The following is a 15,127-nucleotide window of genomic DNA, read 5'->3' on the forward strand; positions in this document are numbered from 1 at the left end:
CGCGCAGGGGCCGGAACGCAAGGCGCGCGCTCCGGCGGGCTCGTCGCGCAGGCCTCCTAGCGCGAGGCGTTGCTCGGGGTAGTGGTCACCGATTGCTGGCGCCGCGGTGCGCTCGCAGCCTGGCCCTGGCCCTGACATGGCAGCTCCGTCCAGGTCCCATCGGGCGCCTGCTGGTAGGCGCGGCAGGGTGAGGACGCGGTCGTCTGCTCGTCGGTCTTTGACGTCTGGGAATTCTTCGCCGGTGCGGGAGCTGCCGTCACGACGATGGCGGCTAGCGAACCGACGAAGATCACGGGGGTGATCCGCATGTGGGGTTCTCCTGCTCGAAGCCGTGACGTTTCAAAGCGGAATTGTGGAAACTTTTAGGCAAATGATGCAGGCGGCGACCTGATGCCTCATGGATCATCACCAGGGAGCAGACCGCATTAACGCTGGCACCTATGAGCTGCCACGTAGGCCGAGTGTGGCGGGATGTGGGCTGGCGTCGGGCAGCTTCGGGCGCTAAGAGCGACGGGACGCGCGTAAGCGCCCTCATGGCCTCATGCAGCACTCCGATCGGAGCGGATTGCGTTCGGTCAACGGACGCCGCCACGGTGGCCGGCGGTCCGACATCAGCCGCGTGAACTGTGGACCGCGGCGGTTCGCTTGCCGGCGGACGGGGGAGTGGATCGCGCAGGCTGACAACCGTGCGAGCCATGACGCGACTCCGATTGCCCTCCCTCATCGCGCTGCGTGCTTTCGAGGCCGTCGGCCGCAAGGGCAGCGTGCGCGGTGCCGGCGATGAGCTGGCCGTCAGCCACACCGTGGTCTCCCGCCATCTGCAGAACCTGCAGCGCAGTCTCGGCGTGGCGCTGGTGCGCGCCGAGGGGCGCGGCCTTGCGCTCACCGAGGCCGGGCGCCAGTTTCATGCCGAGGTCACCCAGGCCTTCGACATCATCGCACGCGCCACCACGGCGGTTCGCCCTGCGGCGCGGCCGACTCTGAACATCTGGTGCATTCCCGGCCTCGCCAACCGCCGGCTGCTGGCGCGGCTGCCCGAACTGACCGGCCCACCGCGCAACTGGGACATCAACCTGCAGCCGACCCTGTCGCATCCGGACCTCGCGCGCGGCGAGGCCGATGCCGAGATCGTCTATGCCGAGGCGATCGATCCGGGCGGCGCCGTGGTGGCCGAGGAGCTGGTGCGGCCGCGCGTGTTCCCGGTGGCGAGCCCGGCCTATCTGGCGCGCTTTCCCGCCATCACGACGTTCGCGGGGCTCGCCAAGGCCTCGCTGATCCACGAGGAGTCGACCGCGCAATGGGAGCGCTGGTTCGAACTGGCCGGCCATCGGGAGCCGGTGACCTTGCGCGGGCCGCGGCTGTGGCACGCGCATCTCGCGATCGAAGCGGCGCGCTTCGGCCAGGGCGTCGCGCTCGCCAACGAGGTGCTGGTCGCCGAGGACATGCGCAGCGGCGCGCTGGTGGAGGCGATGCCCTCCGCGATCCAGATGGGCGCCTATCAGCTCGTCGCGCTCAGGGAGCGCTGGAACGAGCCCGCCATCGTCGCGCTGCGGGCCTGGCTGAAGAAGGTGCTGGCCGAATAGGTGTGCTGCATCTCCGTCTGGTGTCTTGAAGTCACCTGTCGTGCGGAACAAGCTGATTGATCGCGACCGCCGGTTCCTTAGCCTGAAGCTCGATTTTCCGATCAGGAGTTGAGCCATGACTGCGAATTTGGCGAACGAGGACCTGCTGGCGCGACGGCACGAGGCCGTCGTGCGGGGCGTGAGCTACGCGACGCCGCTGTTTGCCGACCGCGCCCTCAACAGCGAAGTGTGGGACGTCGAGGGCAAGCGCTACGTCGACTTCGCCGGCGGCATCGCCGTGCTCAACACCGGCCACAGCCATCCGCACGTGGTGGCGGCGATCCGCGCCCAGCTCGACCGCTTCACCCATACCTGCTTTCAGGTGCTGCAATACGAGCCCTATGTGCGGCTGACCGAGCGGCTCAACGCGCTGGCGCCGATCGCGGGCCCCGCGAAGTCGATCCTGCTGACGACGGGCGCCGAGGCGACCGAGAACGCCATCAAGATCGCACGCGCCGCCACGGGCCGCAGCGGCATCATCGCCTTCACCGGCGCGTTTCACGGGCGCACTGCGCTCGCCAATGCGATGACCGGCAAGGTGATGCCGTACAAGAAGCCGTTCGGGCCGCCGCTGCCCGGCGTCTGGCATGCGCCGTTTCCGGTCGCCGGCAGCAACGTCTCGGTCGAGGACACGCTGTCCTATATCAATTTCATCTTCAAGGCCGACATCGACGCCTCGCAGGTCGCGGCCATCATCATCGAGCCGGTGCAGGGCGAGGGCGGCTTCCACCAGGCGCCGCCGGAGCTGATGCGGGGCCTGCGCCGGATCTGCGACAGCCATGGCATCGTGCTGATCGCGGACGAGGTGCAGACCGGCTTCGGCCGCACCGGCAAGATGTTCGCGATGGAGCATTACGACGTGCAGCCGGACGTGATCTGCGTCGCCAAGAGCCTCGCCGGCGGCATGCCGCTGTCGGGCGTGATCGGCCGCGCCGCGATCATGGACGCGGCCGAGCCGGGCGGCCTGGGCGGCACCTATGGCGGCAATCCGCTGTCCTGCGCGGCGGCGCTCGCCGTGCTCGACGTGTTCGAGCAGGAGAAGCTGCTCGACCGCGCCAACGCCATCGGCGACCGGCTGCGGGCTGCCATCATCAGATTCTCGCGCGCCAACACTCTGGTTCCAGTTTCCGGGCCGCGCGGTCCTGGCGCGATGGTTGCATTCGATATTCTCAAGCAGCGCGGCAGTGACGAGCCGGATGCCGAGATGACGAAGCGCGTGACGCGGATTGCCCATGAGAATGGACTGATCCTGTTGTCCTGCGGCGTGACCGCGAGCACGATCCGAATCCTGGTGCCGCTGACGGCGTCGGATGAGATCGTGAACGAAGGGCTCGCGATCCTGGAGAAATGCCTGGCCGCCTGAGCGCGGCTGGGGTGAGTGGGAAGGCTGGAGGCTTGTGTGACTGAAACTGCGGCGGCTGTGCCGAACGACGTGATGGAGCGGCTCGCCGCCGCCATCGATGCCAATTTCGAGCAGCAGGTCGCCTTCCTGCAGCAGCTCGTCCGCTTCCGCAGCCTGCGCGGTGAAGAAGCACCAGTGCAGGACTGGCTGGCCGGCGAGTTCGAGCGCCGCGGCTACGCGGTCGACCGCTTCAGCCTTGAAGATGTCGACCTGATGCGCCATCCCAAGGCGGCGCCGATGGACAGCATCGCGCTCGACGGGTCGAAGCAAGTGGTGGCGACGCTCGATGGCGAGGGCAAGGGCCGCAGCCTGATCCTGCAGGGTCACATCGATGTCGTGCCGGAAGGGCCGAGCGATCTGTGGAACGATCCGCCCTACGAGGCCGTCGTGCGCGACGGCTGGATGATCGGGCGCGGTGCGCAGGACATGAAGGCCGGCGTCTCCGCGATGATCTTCGCGCTCGACGCGATCAGGGCCGCCGGCTTCGTGCCGGACGGACGCATCCATCTGGAGACCGTCACCGAGGAGGAGAGCACCGGCAACGGCGCGCTGTCCACTCTGATGCGCGGCTATACGGCGGATGCCTGCCTGATCCCCGAGCCGACCGGCCATACGCTGACCCGCGCCCAGGTCGGCGCGATCTGGTTCCGGCTGCGTGTGCGCGGCACGCCAGTGCATGTCGCCTATGCCGAGACCGGCACCAACGCCATTCTCTCGGCGATGCATCTGATCCGCGCCTTCCAGGAGCATACCAAGGAGGTCAACGCGCGGGCGACGTCGAACGCCTGGTTCGCCGCGGTGAAGGACCCGATCAAGTTCAACGTCGGCATCATCAAGGGCGGCGACTGGGCGAGCTCGACGCCGGCCTGGTGCGACCTCGACTGCCGTCTCGGCGTGCTGCCCGGCGAGACGCCGGCAGAGGCGATGGCCGGCATCGAGCAGTGTCTCGCCAAGGCGCAGGCGACGGATCGTTTCCTGTCGGAAAATCCGGTGGAGCTGGTGTGGAGCGGCTTCCAGGCCGATCCGGCGGTGTGCGAGCCCGGCACCGCCGCGGAGGCGGCACTCGCCGAGGTGCATGCGCGGGTGTTCGAGCAGCCGCTCGACGTGCGGCTGTCCACGGCCGTCAACGACACCCGCTACTACACGGTCGACTACGGCATTCCGGCGCTGTGCTACGGCCCCTATGGCATCGGGCCGCATGCGTTCGACGAGCGCGTCGATCTCGACAGCGTGCGCAAGACCACGCTGTCGATCGCGATGTTCGTCGCGCAATGGTGCGGGCTGCGCAAGGTATCGTCCAAGGCATGATCAGCGTCGCGCTACTCAGCCGTCCCGGCCTGATGGATCCGATGAAGGCGCTGCTCGCGCGCGAGCTGCCGGGCGTGACGGTGTCGTCATGGCCCGAGCCGGCGGCACGTGACGCCGAGCTTGCGGTGTGCTGGAAGCCGGAAGCCGGCGCGCTCGCGGCGATGCCGCAGCTGAAACTGATTCATGCGATCGCGGCCGGCGTCGACAACATCCTTTCTGATCCGACCGTGCCCGACGTTCCGCTGTGCCGGATCGTCGACACCGGCATCACCTCGGCGATGACCGAGTTCGTGCTGTGGAGCACGCTGTATTTCCATCGCGACTTCGACCGCGTGATCAGCAATGCGCGTGACGGCCTCTGGCGGCGCTATGACCAGTGCGCCGCCGCGGATCGCAGGGTCGGCATTCTCGGGCTCGGCGAACTCGGCACCGACGCCGCGCTGCGTCTCGTCGCGCTCGGCTTCGCCGTGAGCGCATGGTCGCGCTCGCCGAAGCAGCTTGCCGGGGTCAGGACCTTCAGCGGCGCCGACGCGCTCGATGATTTCCTCAGCGAGACCGACATTCTGGTCTCGCTGCTGCCGCTGACGCCGTCGACGGTCGGGCTGCTCGATGCGGCCCGCCTGAGCCGGTTGCCGAAGGGCGCCGCGCTGATCCTGTGCAGCCGCGGCGAGCACGTGGTGATGGACGACCTGGTGGCGCTCACGCGCAGCGGCCATCTGCGCGGGGCGGTGCTCGACGTGTTCGAGCAGGAGCCGTTGCCGTCAGATCATCCGCTGTGGCGCGAGCCGGGCATCCTGGTGACGCCGCACATGGCGGCGATCGCGTCATGGGAGGTGATCACGCAACAGGTCGCGGAGAATGCGCGGCGACTGCTGCGCGGCGAGACGCTGCTGAACGTCGTCGACCGCGCGCGAGGCTACTGAGCGGAGCCGGCTGCGCTATTCGAGGGTCTGCACGGGCGGAGCGACCGGGCCACGCGGGGCCGGAGGCGCAGCCGCGACGCTCCGCGGCTGTGACGGCGGCATGCTGCGCGGCGCAGCCTGCATGGGCTGCTGCGGGTCGACCATCGCCGCCTGGCTGTTCCTGACCGGACGGCGGACCTGCTGCGACCGGGCTGCGCGCGAGCGGCGGAAGCCCCAGGACCGCGCGATCGACGGACCGGCAGTGTAGCCGACCACGGCACCCGCGACGGCGCCGACCGGGCCGAACACGACGGCACCCGACAGCGCGCCGAGCGCCGCATCGCCACCACGATGCTCATCCGCCCACGTAGTCGATGTCATCGCGGCCGACGCCATCAGTGTGATTGCAAGCGCCGATGCGGCCAGCATTCTGGTCATGTGATGTCCCCCTCCGTCTCACCATCGCCGGAATGAAGGACAAATGTGGCGAGAAGAATGCGGCCGGTTACGGCCGTTTTGCCGGCGATGCCGCAAGTCGCAGATGCGCGGCGACGGTCAGTTCTGCGCTACTCTGCGGTGGTCATGCTTGGCGCGCCATTTCGGTCCGGGGCCGCGCATGTAGTAGCGCTCGGGGCGATAGGGATCGCTGACCAGCGCGAAGAAGCTCTTCCAGCGATCGCGCAAGGCAGCCAAACGGCGGGTACCGGAGATGAACATCGGAACCTCGACGTCAATGCATGCGGCCGAGAATCGACGAGAACGGCATCGCGAAGATCTCTTCGTCGAGATCATCGGCGACGTGAAGAACCCACTCTCGCCAGTCCTCCTTGCTCTCGGCCGAAATCAGCGCATGCATCACCCGGGTCGCATGATCGCGGGCCTCGGCAAGATCGAAAACGGCAGTTCCGCGCCGGTCGATCAGGATCTCATCGTCGTTGGAGCAATGAAAGAAGACCTGCGTCATGTCTCACTCCTCAGCCACCAGATCGAATCTGACCCACAAGTAGCAGCGCAGCGCGCGATGCGAAATTACGATTGAGCCCGTAGGGTATATTACGGGCCCAGTGTGACCTTTTGGAACCGCATCGGCCGTGACCGGAATCACACAATTTGCCGATTGTGGAACTCGCCGCGGGCGTCGTGGTTAACGCCGAATTCCAGCAGGGAGCCCAGGCATGATGTCAGAAACCCAGATTCATGCGATCGCCCGCCAGATGCTCGAGATGCACGGGGCCTCGGCGATCGCGCAGGCCGCGCAGAAGGCGCAGCAGTGTGAGAGCGGCGGCGAGGCCGAGGACGCGCGGGAATGGCGTCACATCGTGGAGGCGATGAAGATGATGCGCGGGCCGCATCAGAGCTGACGCCGAGGCTTCTTCTTTTCGGAATCTCGGGTTCCGTGCGGAAGATCCGGCTGCGCGCTGCGCCGTGTGGCCGACTCTGCCGCTCGGCCCCCGCGTTGGGCGGCGTCCCGTCAAGAGGGGACGGTCGCATTCTCATCCTGGTTTCCGACCCAATTTGCACGCAACATTCAGGCAATGATTCGGCCGCGGATTCGCCGTCGACCAACGCTGTCGGCGCGTGCGCCGTCCAAGGATGATTGCCATGGTCTTTTTCAAGCGTGAGCTGAGCCCGGTCGAGATCTTCGAGCGCGCGCTGAAGGACAAGCGGGCTGCGCGGCAGCGGCTGGCGGAGCGGCTGCGCGTGGCCGAGCAGGCGCTGGAGGAAAAGCGGGTCGCCGCCGAGCGGCTCGCCAAGGCAGGAGCCAGCAACGGCCAGCTCGATCGCGTCGAATCGAAAATGCAGGCCGTCGAGCAGAAGGCCAAGGCGCTGCGGGCGTCCGTCGCCGAATGCGACGAGCAGATCACCCTGGCGGAACGCGCCTTTGCCGACGCCGTGGCGCAGCGCGATCGCGACCGCGCGGCCAACGACATCGAGGCGGTCGCTTCGGCGATCGAGCAGGCGGTTCCGCGCTTCGAGATCGGTGCTGCGTCGCTTGTCGATGCGGTCACCCGTGGCCGCGCCGCGCTGAGCGAAGCCAGCCGCTTTGCCGCCGATGTCGACGATATCCGGCGCGAGGTGCTGTCGGCCGCGGAACTGATCTGCTGGGAACTGCGCGCAGCCGCGACACGAACGCGGGCCGGCAACATCAACGTGGCGCTGCTGGCGCCGCCCGAGGTCAGACAGTTGCCGGCACCCGAGACCGATCGCCAGATGATCTACACGCTCAATCCGCTGACCTGGCGCGAGGGCGAGGAGGTGAAGCGCGTTGCCGCCTTCACCATGACGGCGCTCCCCAAGGCGCTGCTGCCGCTCGCCCTGTCACATCAGCACGTCGACTATCTCAACGCGCGGCGGGTGCAGACGCTGATGCATGTCCATGGCAGCGGGCAGCAGCAGAGCGAGCCGCAGCCCGACGATCCGGCGCTGGTCGATCTCGACGCGCTGGGCATGCCGGCAGAGGAGAGTCCGCGCGCCGATGTCGCCTGAGCGTCGCGCGGGAGCTGGGGCTACGCCCCGAACCGCTTCGGCGGCGCGGCTGGGAGCGGCGGCGCTGTTGCTGTTCGTTGTCAGTGGCGCAAGGGCGGAAGACCTCGATGCTGGTAAATCCGGCGCGCGGCTGTTCGCCGACAGCTGCGCCACCTGCCACCGCTCGGCTCGCGGCCTCGCCAAGGGCCGTTTCCGCCTGACGCTCTATCTGTTCCTGCAGCAGCACTACACGAGCAGCGCCGCCTCGGCATCGGCGCTGAGCACTTATCTGCAATCGGTTGATACGCCCGCAGCGACGCTGCCTGTACGCAAGACGATTGCGCGGCGGGCGGCGAAGGGCGGCGAGACACGTCCGCCGCTGCCGGTGCGGGGACGCTAGATATCGTCGGGCGCCAGCTGAACCGAGCGCAACGAGCGAGGTTCCGCCCGCCGGCGTCCGCAGTTTTCCGGTCGTCTTCACCCGGATGTGGCCGAGCTTGGCAACCTGCGCTAATGTTCGGACCCGTAGCAGTGGGATAAGCTTCGAGGCAAGCGAACCTCGTTGGTCAATGTCTTGCGGGCAGTGTCTCGTTGGCAGTGTCTCGTTGGCAGCGTCTCGTTGGCTGTGTTTCGTCTGCCGCTTGATGTGGGCCATGTCTTGCCGAGCGGTTTATGTTGGCGATTGGCGTCCTACCGTTCTGGTGATTTATGTTTTGCCGCGTTGTGTCTTTCAGAGTTGTGTTTTGAGCTGTCCGAGGCAGCAGCGATGATGACCTTACCGGAGCTCGCTGCAGCGGCGTTGGAGCGGTTCCTCAGCTCCTATATGCGCCGGCGGTTCGGCTCCTCCCACACCCAGCTGTCGGAGACGCTCCCAGCGGCTGCGCGCACGGCGCTGGAATGCATCGGCAACAGCGACGCGCTCTACCACAATGTCGAGCACACCTTGCTGGTGACGCTCGCTGGCCACGAGATTCTGCGCGGGCGCGCGCTGCACAGCCACATGACCGCGGACGACTACGTTCACGTGATCATGGCGTGCCTGTTGCACGACATCGGCTACGTGCGCGGCCTGTTCAAGGAGGATGATGGCGACGGCTTCATCGTCGATCGGAATGGCCGCAAGATCTGCCTGCCGCGCGGCTCCTCCGACGCCAGCCTGATGCCGTATCACGTCGACCGCTCCAAGCTGTACGTGATCAACCGCATCGAGGGCATGGCGCCGCTCGACAAGGACCGCATCGCCCGCGCCATCGAGGGCACGCGCTTTCCGCCGCTCGCCGGCCAGCAGTTCGACGAGGAGCAGTCGATCGTGCGCGCCGCCGATCTGATCGGACAGCTCGGCGATCCCAACTACATCCGCAAGGCCAATGCGCTGTATCACGAGTTCGAGGAGGTCGGCATCAACCGGCAGCTCGGCTACGGTTCCCCGGCCGACATCGTCAACCGCTATCCGCAGTTCTATTGGAACAGCGTCGCCCCGCACATCCAGACCGAGATCCGCTATCTCAACATGACCTCGACGGGGCGGCAGTGGATCGCCAATCTCTACGCCAACGTGTTCCGCGCCGAGCGCGACATCTCGTTGTCCGGCCCGCAGAGCTGATCAACGCTGGCCGCCGGCCTCGTCGATGTGGCCGAGCATAGCTCTCGCTCCGGGCCTCAAGGCGCAGAGCCGAGCGGCAGTGGCCGCTTGGGTTCCACCGCGCGGCCTTGCCGGGCAAGCCCGGCCTCGGCTCGTCCCTCAGCCCTTGGGGCGGATGAAGCCGGAGAGCGTCTTCTTGTGTTCCTCGCACCAGTTGGTCATGCCGAGGCGCCGCTGATCCATGTCGATCGCCTGCGTGGCGACTGCGACTTCGGCCATCAGGTCGTCGTCCTGCTTCTGGCCCATCTTGCCGCCGGTGTGCATGTAGGCGATCGCCTGGCGCACCTTCTCGGTGGTGCCGTCGGGCATCTGCATGTCCTGCGCCTTCTTGACCAGATCCTGGTAGACGACGTCGATGCCGGGACATTCGACCTTGGTGGCGAACGCCTCCAGCACCATGGTCGTGTAGATGTGGCGCGGCTCGGCGCTGGCCGGCGCCGCGGCCATCAGCAACGCGGCAATCATCAGTTTGGAACGCATCGTCTGGGCAGCCTCCCGTCTATTTTCGGTGAGGCTAGCCTTGGACTGCGGCGCGATCAACAACGAGGGCAGTGCAGCATTCACGAATTGATCGCGCCAGGAGCCCGCGGCTCCGGCTACTTGCTGAGGCGGCGCTCCTGCTCCTTGAGCAGCACGTCCAGCTCATCGCTCTGCTGGGCCAGACGATCGGCATTGCGCTCCTCGTCGGCGGCGCCGGATTGCGACGCGGCCTGCTCGGTAATCTGGCGGATGTTGTCGCGCAGGATCGCGATGCGGTCCGCAAGCTCGGCGGCGGACAGGATGGTCGGATCGGTCAGGCTCATGAACCCCTCGCATTGGCGCATTTCACGCGCGGTTCCTTAGCTCGGAAAGCTGCATCGCGACAAGTCGCTGTGCGCCACCGACCGCTGCGCAGCGCGTGCGCCGACCGGCGTCAGCGCACCGGCATCGGCGGGCGCACGACGGGCTGGTCCGGATCGACGGGGGCCGGGGCGGACGGCAGGGCCATCGGGGCTGGTGGCGGCGGGACCGTATTGGCCGCCGACACCGGCGGCCGCGGCCGGTGCGGCACCGCCGCTGCCGACGGCACCGGTGTCACCGCCGCCGTCGCGGGTCTCGGGGCAGGGCGCGGCCGGATCGTCTGCTCGATCGCGCGCGGATCGAACGGCCGCGCCTCGGCCGTGCGCTCGCTCGGCTTGGCATCCGCAACGCGCGCCATCTCGCGCGCCATCTGGTCCTGGCCCGACTTCAGCTGCGCGAGACTCGCCTTCAGTTCGCTGATCTGCTGGCTCAAGGCCGCGAGGTCGTGGGACATGGATTGCAACAGCTGTGCCTGCTCTTGCGAGGCGCTGGCGATCGCACCGGTGGCCGGCTCCTGGCCCTGCGCGGGCGTTGCCGCGGCGGTCTCCTGCGCCGATGCTGGCGCCGGTTGCGCCGTCGCATCCTTGTCGGCGTTCGACACGAGCGAAATCCGCGGTATCCAGTGCGCGATGACCTCCTGGGCCTGGTCGCCATAGCTCTGCCAGGCGGCCGCGGCGACGGCACTGCCAACGGCGAACAGCACGGCCAGGACGGTCCGCACGACCCAGGTGCCGACCGTGCTGCGCCGCTCGTCGGCGGCGAGACCGCTGACCGTCTGCGTCCGGAACTCGGGATCGATCTTGGGCGAGGGCACATCCGGCGGCCGCTGCGCGCTGCGGCGCTCGGCTTCGGCGCCCGGACGATCGGCACGCGCTGCGAGCACAATATCGGGGTCGATCACCGCGTGCGGCTGCTGATCGCCATCTTTCGTCGTCGTCGTTGCAAGCATTGACGCTCCGTCCTCCATTGTCGTGCGCCGCATCAGCGGCGCTCGGCTCCGTCCCGATGTCTCCTCCCAACGCTCCGTCGTACCAACATCTCGTCGTATCAACGTCTCGTGGCAGCAACGTATCGTGGCAGCAACGTCAGATGGCGAGGTCGTTCGTTGATGACCACGTCACGCGACGCGAGGCCCGGGGGGCCGCTCAGAACAGAACCTGGATACCGGTTGTCCCGCGTGCGCATGCTTCTGCATGTGCACTGTCGATCTTGGCCTTCATCGAATGCCTCGGAACGTCCCATCATCGTTCCAATGCGCCGACGCTCGGCCGATTCCCTCGCGAACTCCGCACTCCCTGCCATATCAGGTCAAACCAAGGCAATGACGTGGCGATTGCGCGTTTCATGCAGCCACCCCACCGGGCGTGCGGTCAACCATACTCCGATTGGACGGCGAAGGCTACGCCGATGGCGTCTCCGCCCCGCCCGGCCAGTCTTGCCGATGGGTCAATCCGTCAGGATGTCGTCGGCGGGCAGCGCGATCTCGCAGCGCAGGCCGCTCGGCTCGAAACGCCTGATGACGCGGGCGCCGACTTCATAGGGCAGCATCTGCTCGAGCAGCACCGTGCCGAAACCCTGCCGGTCGGACGCCAGCTCATGGCCCGACATGCCGGTCTCGGTCCAGTCGATGACGAGCCAGCGGCCCGCATCGCGCTCGTCGAGACGCCAGGCGATGCTGATGAAACCGCGCGGGACGGTCAGCGCGCCGTATTTGAGCGCATTGGTCACGAGCTCATGCATCGCAAGCCCGATGCTCTCGGCCGCCTTTGCCTTGATCCTTACGGCGGGGCCGGTCAGCGAGACTTGACGGCCTTCGCGGGCAGCGCCGGCGCGCAGCTCATCGGCAATCAGTTCGGCCAGATCGAAGCCGGCGAGCGGATCGCGCATGATGACGGACTGAATGCGCGACAGCGCGCTGATGCGGCCCTCGAGATGGCTCGCGAAGTCCTCGACGCTCTCGCTCGAGTCTGCGGTGCGGCGGATGATCGAGCGGATCACGGCGATCATGTTGCGCACCCGGTGCTGCAACTCGGTGAGCAGGCGCTTCTGGTGTGCAGCCATCGCGAACGGCGCCGTGTCGTCGATAGCCATCGGGCGCTGCCGCTGGTGATCGCGCGATACGCCATCGGTCGAACGAGACTCTGTCGGCGTCGGGATGTCATCCCGCAATTCGCTGCAGCCGAGGTACGCGGCGAGCTCGGGATCGGCGCGTGCGAGCGCCCGCACGTCCGGATCGATCGTCAGTTCGGGGTGCGCGTCGGTCCAGAAATGCGCCAGACGCAGATAGGCGAGAAGGCCGGCCAGAAGCTCGAACCGGGTGTCGCCCAGGGCGCGGCGGATCGCCCGTCCCGACCGGCCGGACGCATCGCTCTGCGTAAACAGTGCCGAGGCCGCCTCGAACAGGTCGGCCTCCGCCTCGCTGCCCGGCTCGGGAATCTCCAGTGGTGACCCGGCAGCTTCGAGCCGCCCAAGCGCGGCCGTGATGCGCGCGGGATCGGCGAGCGGCCGCGTGAGCAGCCGCCGGGCGCGATCGATCGTTTCCGGTGGGCACGCCGGGTCGCCTGCAGGGCGGCCCAGCCCGACCAGAAAGCCGAAATGTCGGGTCAGGCAATAGGGCGAGTGAGCCAGGCGGGACAGATGGACGGCGAGCCGCTCTTTGAACAGGGCCGGCAGCGGAGCGTCGAGATAGGCGCTTTTCGCGAATTGCCACAGCTGCCGGGTGGTTTCCGGGGCGGCAGGCGCCGATCTGAACAGGTTGGGCATCAGCCCGAGCCGCTGGACGATCTCCTGCTCGAAAGGCCCGTCACCCATGCGCTGTTCGACCATCGCCTTTTCCCGGCAGAGTGCGCGACCGGATCGGCGTCGCGCAAGCAGCATGGCGTTGGCGCGTCGAAACGTCTCACTCGTTCGCATCGAGCTGACGACCTTCGCGGTCCAGATGTAGATAATTCGCATTGAAAAGGCCGGCGCTGATCAGACGCTCGATGTCCGGCAGCACCAGCATCTTGCCCTTCAGCACGATCAGGTCGCTTGCGCGGAGCTCCTGAAGGGTGCGGTTGACATGGACCTTCGACAGCCCGGTGGCCTCGGCCAGATCGGCCTGCGTCAGGGGGAAGCTGCAGCTGTTGTCCTCGGCGAGCCCGGCGAGACGCAGCCGGAAGAACAGTTCGCACAACAGATGCGCCATACGCTCGGAGGCGCTGCGCTGTCCCAGGTTCATGGTCCATTCGCGCTGGATCGCCGCGTTGACCAGCGTTTCCCACCAGAACGCGGTGGCGATGCGCGGATAGGCGGCTGAGATCTCGTCGAAGAACTCGCGCGGCAGGTCGGCAATCGCGACCGGCGTGATGGTGCCGATGGAGTGGTCCATCTCGCGCAGGACGAAGATGTTGAGATCGCAAATGTCGCCCGGCAGGAAGAACGAGATGATCTGGCGGCGGCCGTCTTCCAGCTGCTTGTAGCGGCAGGCCCAGCCGTTCAGGATCAGGTGCACGTCCTTGGGCTTGTCACCTTCGCGCGCAACGTCGCTGCGGGGGGCGAAGGTCCTCACCCGCTGCGCCGCGGCGCGATTGAGCATCAGCCGGTCGCCCGCAGAGAGGCGGACGAAGTTCTCGAGCTTGCGGACGAGGTGACTCAAGAAGCTGTCCCCCCAAGTCGCTCAAAGGGGTTCCATGGGGCACGGCTACAATAATTCATCTTTCCACAATGGCTCGGTGATCGCACGTTTGGTGTAACTCCGGGAGGGCCGTGTAGTTCCACCGCGCGGCCGGCGATGAGCGTGCAGCAGGGCACGCAGCCGCAATGCGTCGGCGGGCGCCGCACTCTTCTGATCGTTGTCGAAATAGGCATAGACGTCGATGCCATGCGCCGACCACGAGCGGAAGCGCTTGGCCCAGGCCTTCAGCATGGCGTCGGGATAGTTGCCCTTTGTAGCGCCCATCCGGGCCATGTCCGCGGACATAGACGAAGTCCGCGGTGCGTTTCCATGGTGCTGGCGCGTCGTGATGATCCGACAGGCACAGCGAGATGTTCGCATCTTTCAGCAGCCGCATGATGGAGGGCGTAAACCAGCTCGGGTGACGAAACTCGAAGCTATAGCGGCGGTGGGGCGCAAGCAGTGGCAGGAACGATGCGAGCCGTTCGTGATTGGCTTCGAATTGCGGCGGCAGCTGAAACAACACGGGTCCGGCCTTGTTGCCGAGCAGCGACAGCCGGTTCTCCATCAGCGTGAGGCTGTTGACGGAGCGCTCGGAGAGCCGCTTCCAGTGCGTGATGAACTTCGACGCCTTCCAAGCGAAGACGAAATCCGTTCCGGTCTGATCATACCAGTTTTGAACGGAGGCCTCGGTCGGCGTCCGGTAGAACACGCCATTTAGTTCACCCGTCTCGAACTGACTGGCGTAGTAGCGCAGCTGATGTCGGACGAGCAGGTCATGCGGAAAGAACGGGCCGCGCCAAGACGCATAGTGCCATCCCGAGGTGCCGACGACGACCCGAGCCATAGACCTGCCTTTGCCGAGATCACGGGAGCATCTGGACTCAAAGGCGTTTCGGTGAGCTGCAGTTCCATGCCTGGTTCGCGATTGATGGCAAATTGACAAAATGATCAGGTCCCGCGGACGTCAGCGCCCCAGCCGCATTCAACGGACGGCGGCTTGCATGATCGGCGCGCTGAGCATCTCGTTAAGGTGTGCGGCGGTCTCGGCCTGGAGGGCTTTCCTCAGCAGGGATTCGCGTTCCTGGCCTGCCGGCAGACGCTGTGCCGCGGCCCGCGCGATGGTTGCCGTCTGACGCAGACGTTCGGAAAACGGGACCGTCTGTTTGCGCCGGTTTCTCCTGGGTGTCATCGTCAACTCCTGTTTGCTGTCAGCAGGAGCTTGCGACTTCAGCGGGCGCATGTCGCGAACACACGCTAGCCCGCCGACGCACGTCGATCAGGAGGAGC

The 15,127-nt window shown here is 66.8% G+C and carries 18 protein-coding genes and 1 pseudogene; 8 read left to right on the forward strand and 11 right to left on the reverse strand.

Features of this window, described 5'->3' with window-relative positions:
- Positions 1-56 precede the first annotated feature (56 nt).
- Complete coding sequence (locus ACQR1B_RS20480) at positions 57-308, reverse strand: hypothetical protein (protein ID WP_434833170.1); 252 nt, start codon at positions 306-308, stop codon at positions 57-59.
- 387 nt (positions 309-695) lie between these two features.
- On the opposite strand from ACQR1B_RS20480, the gene ACQR1B_RS20485 reads away from it, so the two are divergent.
- The 4 genes from ACQR1B_RS20485 (at position 696) to ACQR1B_RS20500 (ending at position 5,255) form a co-directional block, all read left to right on the forward strand.
- Positions 696-1,583: a LysR substrate-binding domain-containing protein gene (locus tag ACQR1B_RS20485; protein ID WP_434833169.1), complete on the forward strand. Its 888-nt coding sequence runs from the start codon at positions 696-698 to the stop codon at positions 1,581-1,583.
- Between the two features lie 115 nt (positions 1,584-1,698).
- On the forward strand, positions 1,699-2,985 hold the full coding sequence (gabT, locus tag ACQR1B_RS20490) for a 4-aminobutyrate--2-oxoglutarate transaminase (RefSeq protein WP_434833168.1): 1,287 nt from the start codon (positions 1,699-1,701) through the stop codon (positions 2,983-2,985).
- Between the two features lie 36 nt (positions 2,986-3,021).
- Positions 3,022-4,332, forward strand: coding sequence for an ArgE/DapE family deacylase (locus ACQR1B_RS20495; RefSeq protein ID WP_434833167.1), 1,311 nt, complete (start codon positions 3,022-3,024; stop codon positions 4,330-4,332).
- Positions 4,329-5,255, forward strand: coding sequence for a 2-hydroxyacid dehydrogenase (locus tag ACQR1B_RS20500; protein WP_434833166.1), 927 nt, complete (start codon positions 4,329-4,331; stop codon positions 5,253-5,255). The genes ACQR1B_RS20495 and ACQR1B_RS20500 overlap by 4 nt, the downstream gene beginning before the upstream one ends.
- A 15-nt stretch (positions 5,256-5,270) precedes the next feature.
- On the opposite strand, the gene ACQR1B_RS20505 is transcribed toward ACQR1B_RS20500, so the two are convergent.
- From ACQR1B_RS20505 to ACQR1B_RS20515, 3 genes are all read right to left on the reverse strand, one after another.
- The gene (locus ACQR1B_RS20505; protein WP_434833165.1) at positions 5,271-5,672 is read right to left on the reverse strand and encodes a hypothetical protein; all 402 of its coding nucleotides are present in this window, start codon (positions 5,670-5,672) and stop codon (positions 5,271-5,273) included.
- Between the two features lie 117 nt (positions 5,673-5,789).
- Positions 5,790-5,951: a hypothetical protein gene (locus ACQR1B_RS20510; protein WP_434833164.1), complete on the reverse strand. Its 162-nt coding sequence runs from the start codon at positions 5,949-5,951 to the stop codon at positions 5,790-5,792.
- A gap of 13 nt (positions 5,952-5,964) precedes the next feature.
- Complete coding sequence (locus ACQR1B_RS20515) at positions 5,965-6,198, reverse strand: DUF6894 family protein (RefSeq protein WP_434833163.1); 234 nt, start codon at positions 6,196-6,198, stop codon at positions 5,965-5,967.
- 214 nt (positions 6,199-6,412) lie between these two features.
- Between ACQR1B_RS20515 and ACQR1B_RS20520 the strand changes: the two genes are divergently transcribed.
- The 4 genes from ACQR1B_RS20520 to ACQR1B_RS20535 all read left to right on the forward strand — a co-directional run bounded on the left by ACQR1B_RS20520 (position 6,413) and on the right by ACQR1B_RS20535 (position 9,303).
- Positions 6,413-6,595 carry a hypothetical protein gene (locus ACQR1B_RS20520; RefSeq protein ID WP_434833388.1) on the forward strand — a complete coding sequence of 61 codons (183 nt, stop codon included), beginning with the start codon at positions 6,413-6,415 and terminating at the stop codon, positions 6,593-6,595.
- A gap of 241 nt (positions 6,596-6,836) precedes the next feature.
- A complete protein-coding gene (locus tag ACQR1B_RS20525) occupies positions 6,837-7,721 on the forward strand; it encodes a hypothetical protein (protein ID WP_434833162.1) in 885 nt (294 codons plus the stop codon).
- Positions 7,711-8,100 (forward strand): cytochrome C, encoded by a 390-nt coding sequence (locus tag ACQR1B_RS20530; RefSeq protein ID WP_434833161.1) that lies wholly within the window; start codon positions 7,711-7,713, stop codon positions 8,098-8,100. Before ACQR1B_RS20525 ends, ACQR1B_RS20530 begins: the two co-directional genes overlap by 11 nt.
- Before the next feature lie 366 nt (positions 8,101-8,466).
- A complete protein-coding gene (locus ACQR1B_RS20535; protein ID WP_434833160.1) occupies positions 8,467-9,303 on the forward strand; it encodes an HD domain-containing protein in 837 nt (278 codons plus the stop codon).
- Positions 9,304-9,441: 138 nt separating this feature from the next.
- Here ACQR1B_RS20535 and ACQR1B_RS20540 read toward each other — a convergent pair whose 3' ends face one another.
- The 7 genes and pseudogenes from ACQR1B_RS20540 to ACQR1B_RS20570 all read right to left on the reverse strand — a co-directional run bounded on the left by ACQR1B_RS20540 (position 9,442) and on the right by ACQR1B_RS20570 (position 15,029).
- Positions 9,442-9,822, reverse strand: coding sequence for a hypothetical protein (locus tag ACQR1B_RS20540; RefSeq protein ID WP_434833159.1), 381 nt, complete (start codon positions 9,820-9,822; stop codon positions 9,442-9,444).
- A 116-nt stretch (positions 9,823-9,938) separates the two neighbouring features.
- Entirely contained in the window at positions 9,939-10,145 is a 207-nt protein-coding gene (locus ACQR1B_RS20545) for a hypothetical protein (protein WP_434833158.1), read from the reverse strand.
- A 110-nt stretch (positions 10,146-10,255) separates the two neighbouring features.
- The gene (locus ACQR1B_RS20550) at positions 10,256-11,131 is read right to left on the reverse strand and encodes a hypothetical protein (RefSeq protein ID WP_434833157.1); all 876 of its coding nucleotides are present in this window, start codon (positions 11,129-11,131) and stop codon (positions 10,256-10,258) included.
- 497 nt (positions 11,132-11,628) lie between these two features.
- A complete protein-coding gene (locus ACQR1B_RS20555) occupies positions 11,629-13,008 on the reverse strand; it encodes an HWE histidine kinase domain-containing protein (protein ID WP_434833156.1) in 1,380 nt (459 codons plus the stop codon).
- 73 nt (positions 13,009-13,081) lie between these two features.
- Positions 13,082-13,819, reverse strand: a complete 738-nt coding sequence (locus ACQR1B_RS20560; RefSeq protein WP_434833155.1) for a Crp/Fnr family transcriptional regulator — start codon at positions 13,817-13,819, stop codon at positions 13,082-13,084.
- Between the two features lie 210 nt (positions 13,820-14,029).
- Positions 14,030-14,684, reverse strand: a pseudogene (locus tag ACQR1B_RS20565) (DUF72 domain-containing protein); the annotation flags it as partial.
- Positions 14,685-14,822: 138 nt separating this feature from the next.
- Positions 14,823-15,029: a hypothetical protein gene (locus ACQR1B_RS20570; protein ID WP_434833387.1), complete on the reverse strand. Its 207-nt coding sequence runs from the start codon at positions 15,027-15,029 to the stop codon at positions 14,823-14,825.
- Between the last annotated feature and the right edge of the window lie 98 nt (positions 15,030-15,127).

This window comes from Bradyrhizobium oligotrophicum, from assembly GCF_051168495.1.
Classification (GTDB): domain Bacteria; phylum Pseudomonadota; class Alphaproteobacteria; order Rhizobiales; family Xanthobacteraceae; genus Bradyrhizobium; species Bradyrhizobium oligotrophicum_A.

Coding starts and splice junctions, on each gene's coding strand:
- ACQR1B_RS20505 (WP_434833165.1), bottom strand. CDS start 5,672: ATGACCAGAATGCTGGCCGCATCGGCGCTTGCAATCACACTGATGGCG.
- ACQR1B_RS20550 (WP_434833157.1), bottom strand. CDS start 11,131: ATGCTTGCAACGACGACGACGAAAGATGGCGATCAGCAGCCGCACGCG.
- ACQR1B_RS20500 (WP_434833166.1), top strand. CDS start 4,329: ATGATCAGCGTCGCGCTACTCAGCCGTCCCGGCCTGATGGATCCGATG.
- ACQR1B_RS20545 (WP_434833158.1), bottom strand. CDS start 10,145: ATGAGCCTGACCGATCCGACCATCCTGTCCGCCGCCGAGCTTGCGGAC.
- ACQR1B_RS20570 (WP_434833387.1), bottom strand. CDS start 15,029: ATGACACCCAGGAGAAACCGGCGCAAACAGACGGTCCCGTTTTCCGAA.
- ACQR1B_RS20540 (WP_434833159.1), bottom strand. CDS start 9,822: ATGCGTTCCAAACTGATGATTGCCGCGTTGCTGATGGCCGCGGCGCCG.
- gabT (WP_434833168.1), top strand. CDS start 1,699: ATGACTGCGAATTTGGCGAACGAGGACCTGCTGGCGCGACGGCACGAG.
- ACQR1B_RS20510 (WP_434833164.1), bottom strand. CDS start 5,951: ATGTTCATCTCCGGTACCCGCCGTTTGGCTGCCTTGCGCGATCGCTGG.
- ACQR1B_RS20555 (WP_434833156.1), bottom strand. CDS start 13,008: ATGGTCGAACAGCGCATGGGTGACGGGCCTTTCGAGCAGGAGATCGTC.
- ACQR1B_RS20525 (WP_434833162.1), top strand. CDS start 6,837: ATGGTCTTTTTCAAGCGTGAGCTGAGCCCGGTCGAGATCTTCGAGCGC.
- ACQR1B_RS20480 (WP_434833170.1), bottom strand. CDS start 308: ATGCGGATCACCCCCGTGATCTTCGTCGGTTCGCTAGCCGCCATCGTC.
- ACQR1B_RS20485 (WP_434833169.1), top strand. CDS start 696: ATGACGCGACTCCGATTGCCCTCCCTCATCGCGCTGCGTGCTTTCGAG.
- ACQR1B_RS20515 (WP_434833163.1), bottom strand. CDS start 6,198: ATGACGCAGGTCTTCTTTCATTGCTCCAACGACGATGAGATCCTGATC.
- ACQR1B_RS20520 (WP_434833388.1), top strand. CDS start 6,413: ATGTCAGAAACCCAGATTCATGCGATCGCCCGCCAGATGCTCGAGATG.
- ACQR1B_RS20530 (WP_434833161.1), top strand. CDS start 7,711: ATGTCGCCTGAGCGTCGCGCGGGAGCTGGGGCTACGCCCCGAACCGCT.
- ACQR1B_RS20535 (WP_434833160.1), top strand. CDS start 8,467: ATGATGACCTTACCGGAGCTCGCTGCAGCGGCGTTGGAGCGGTTCCTC.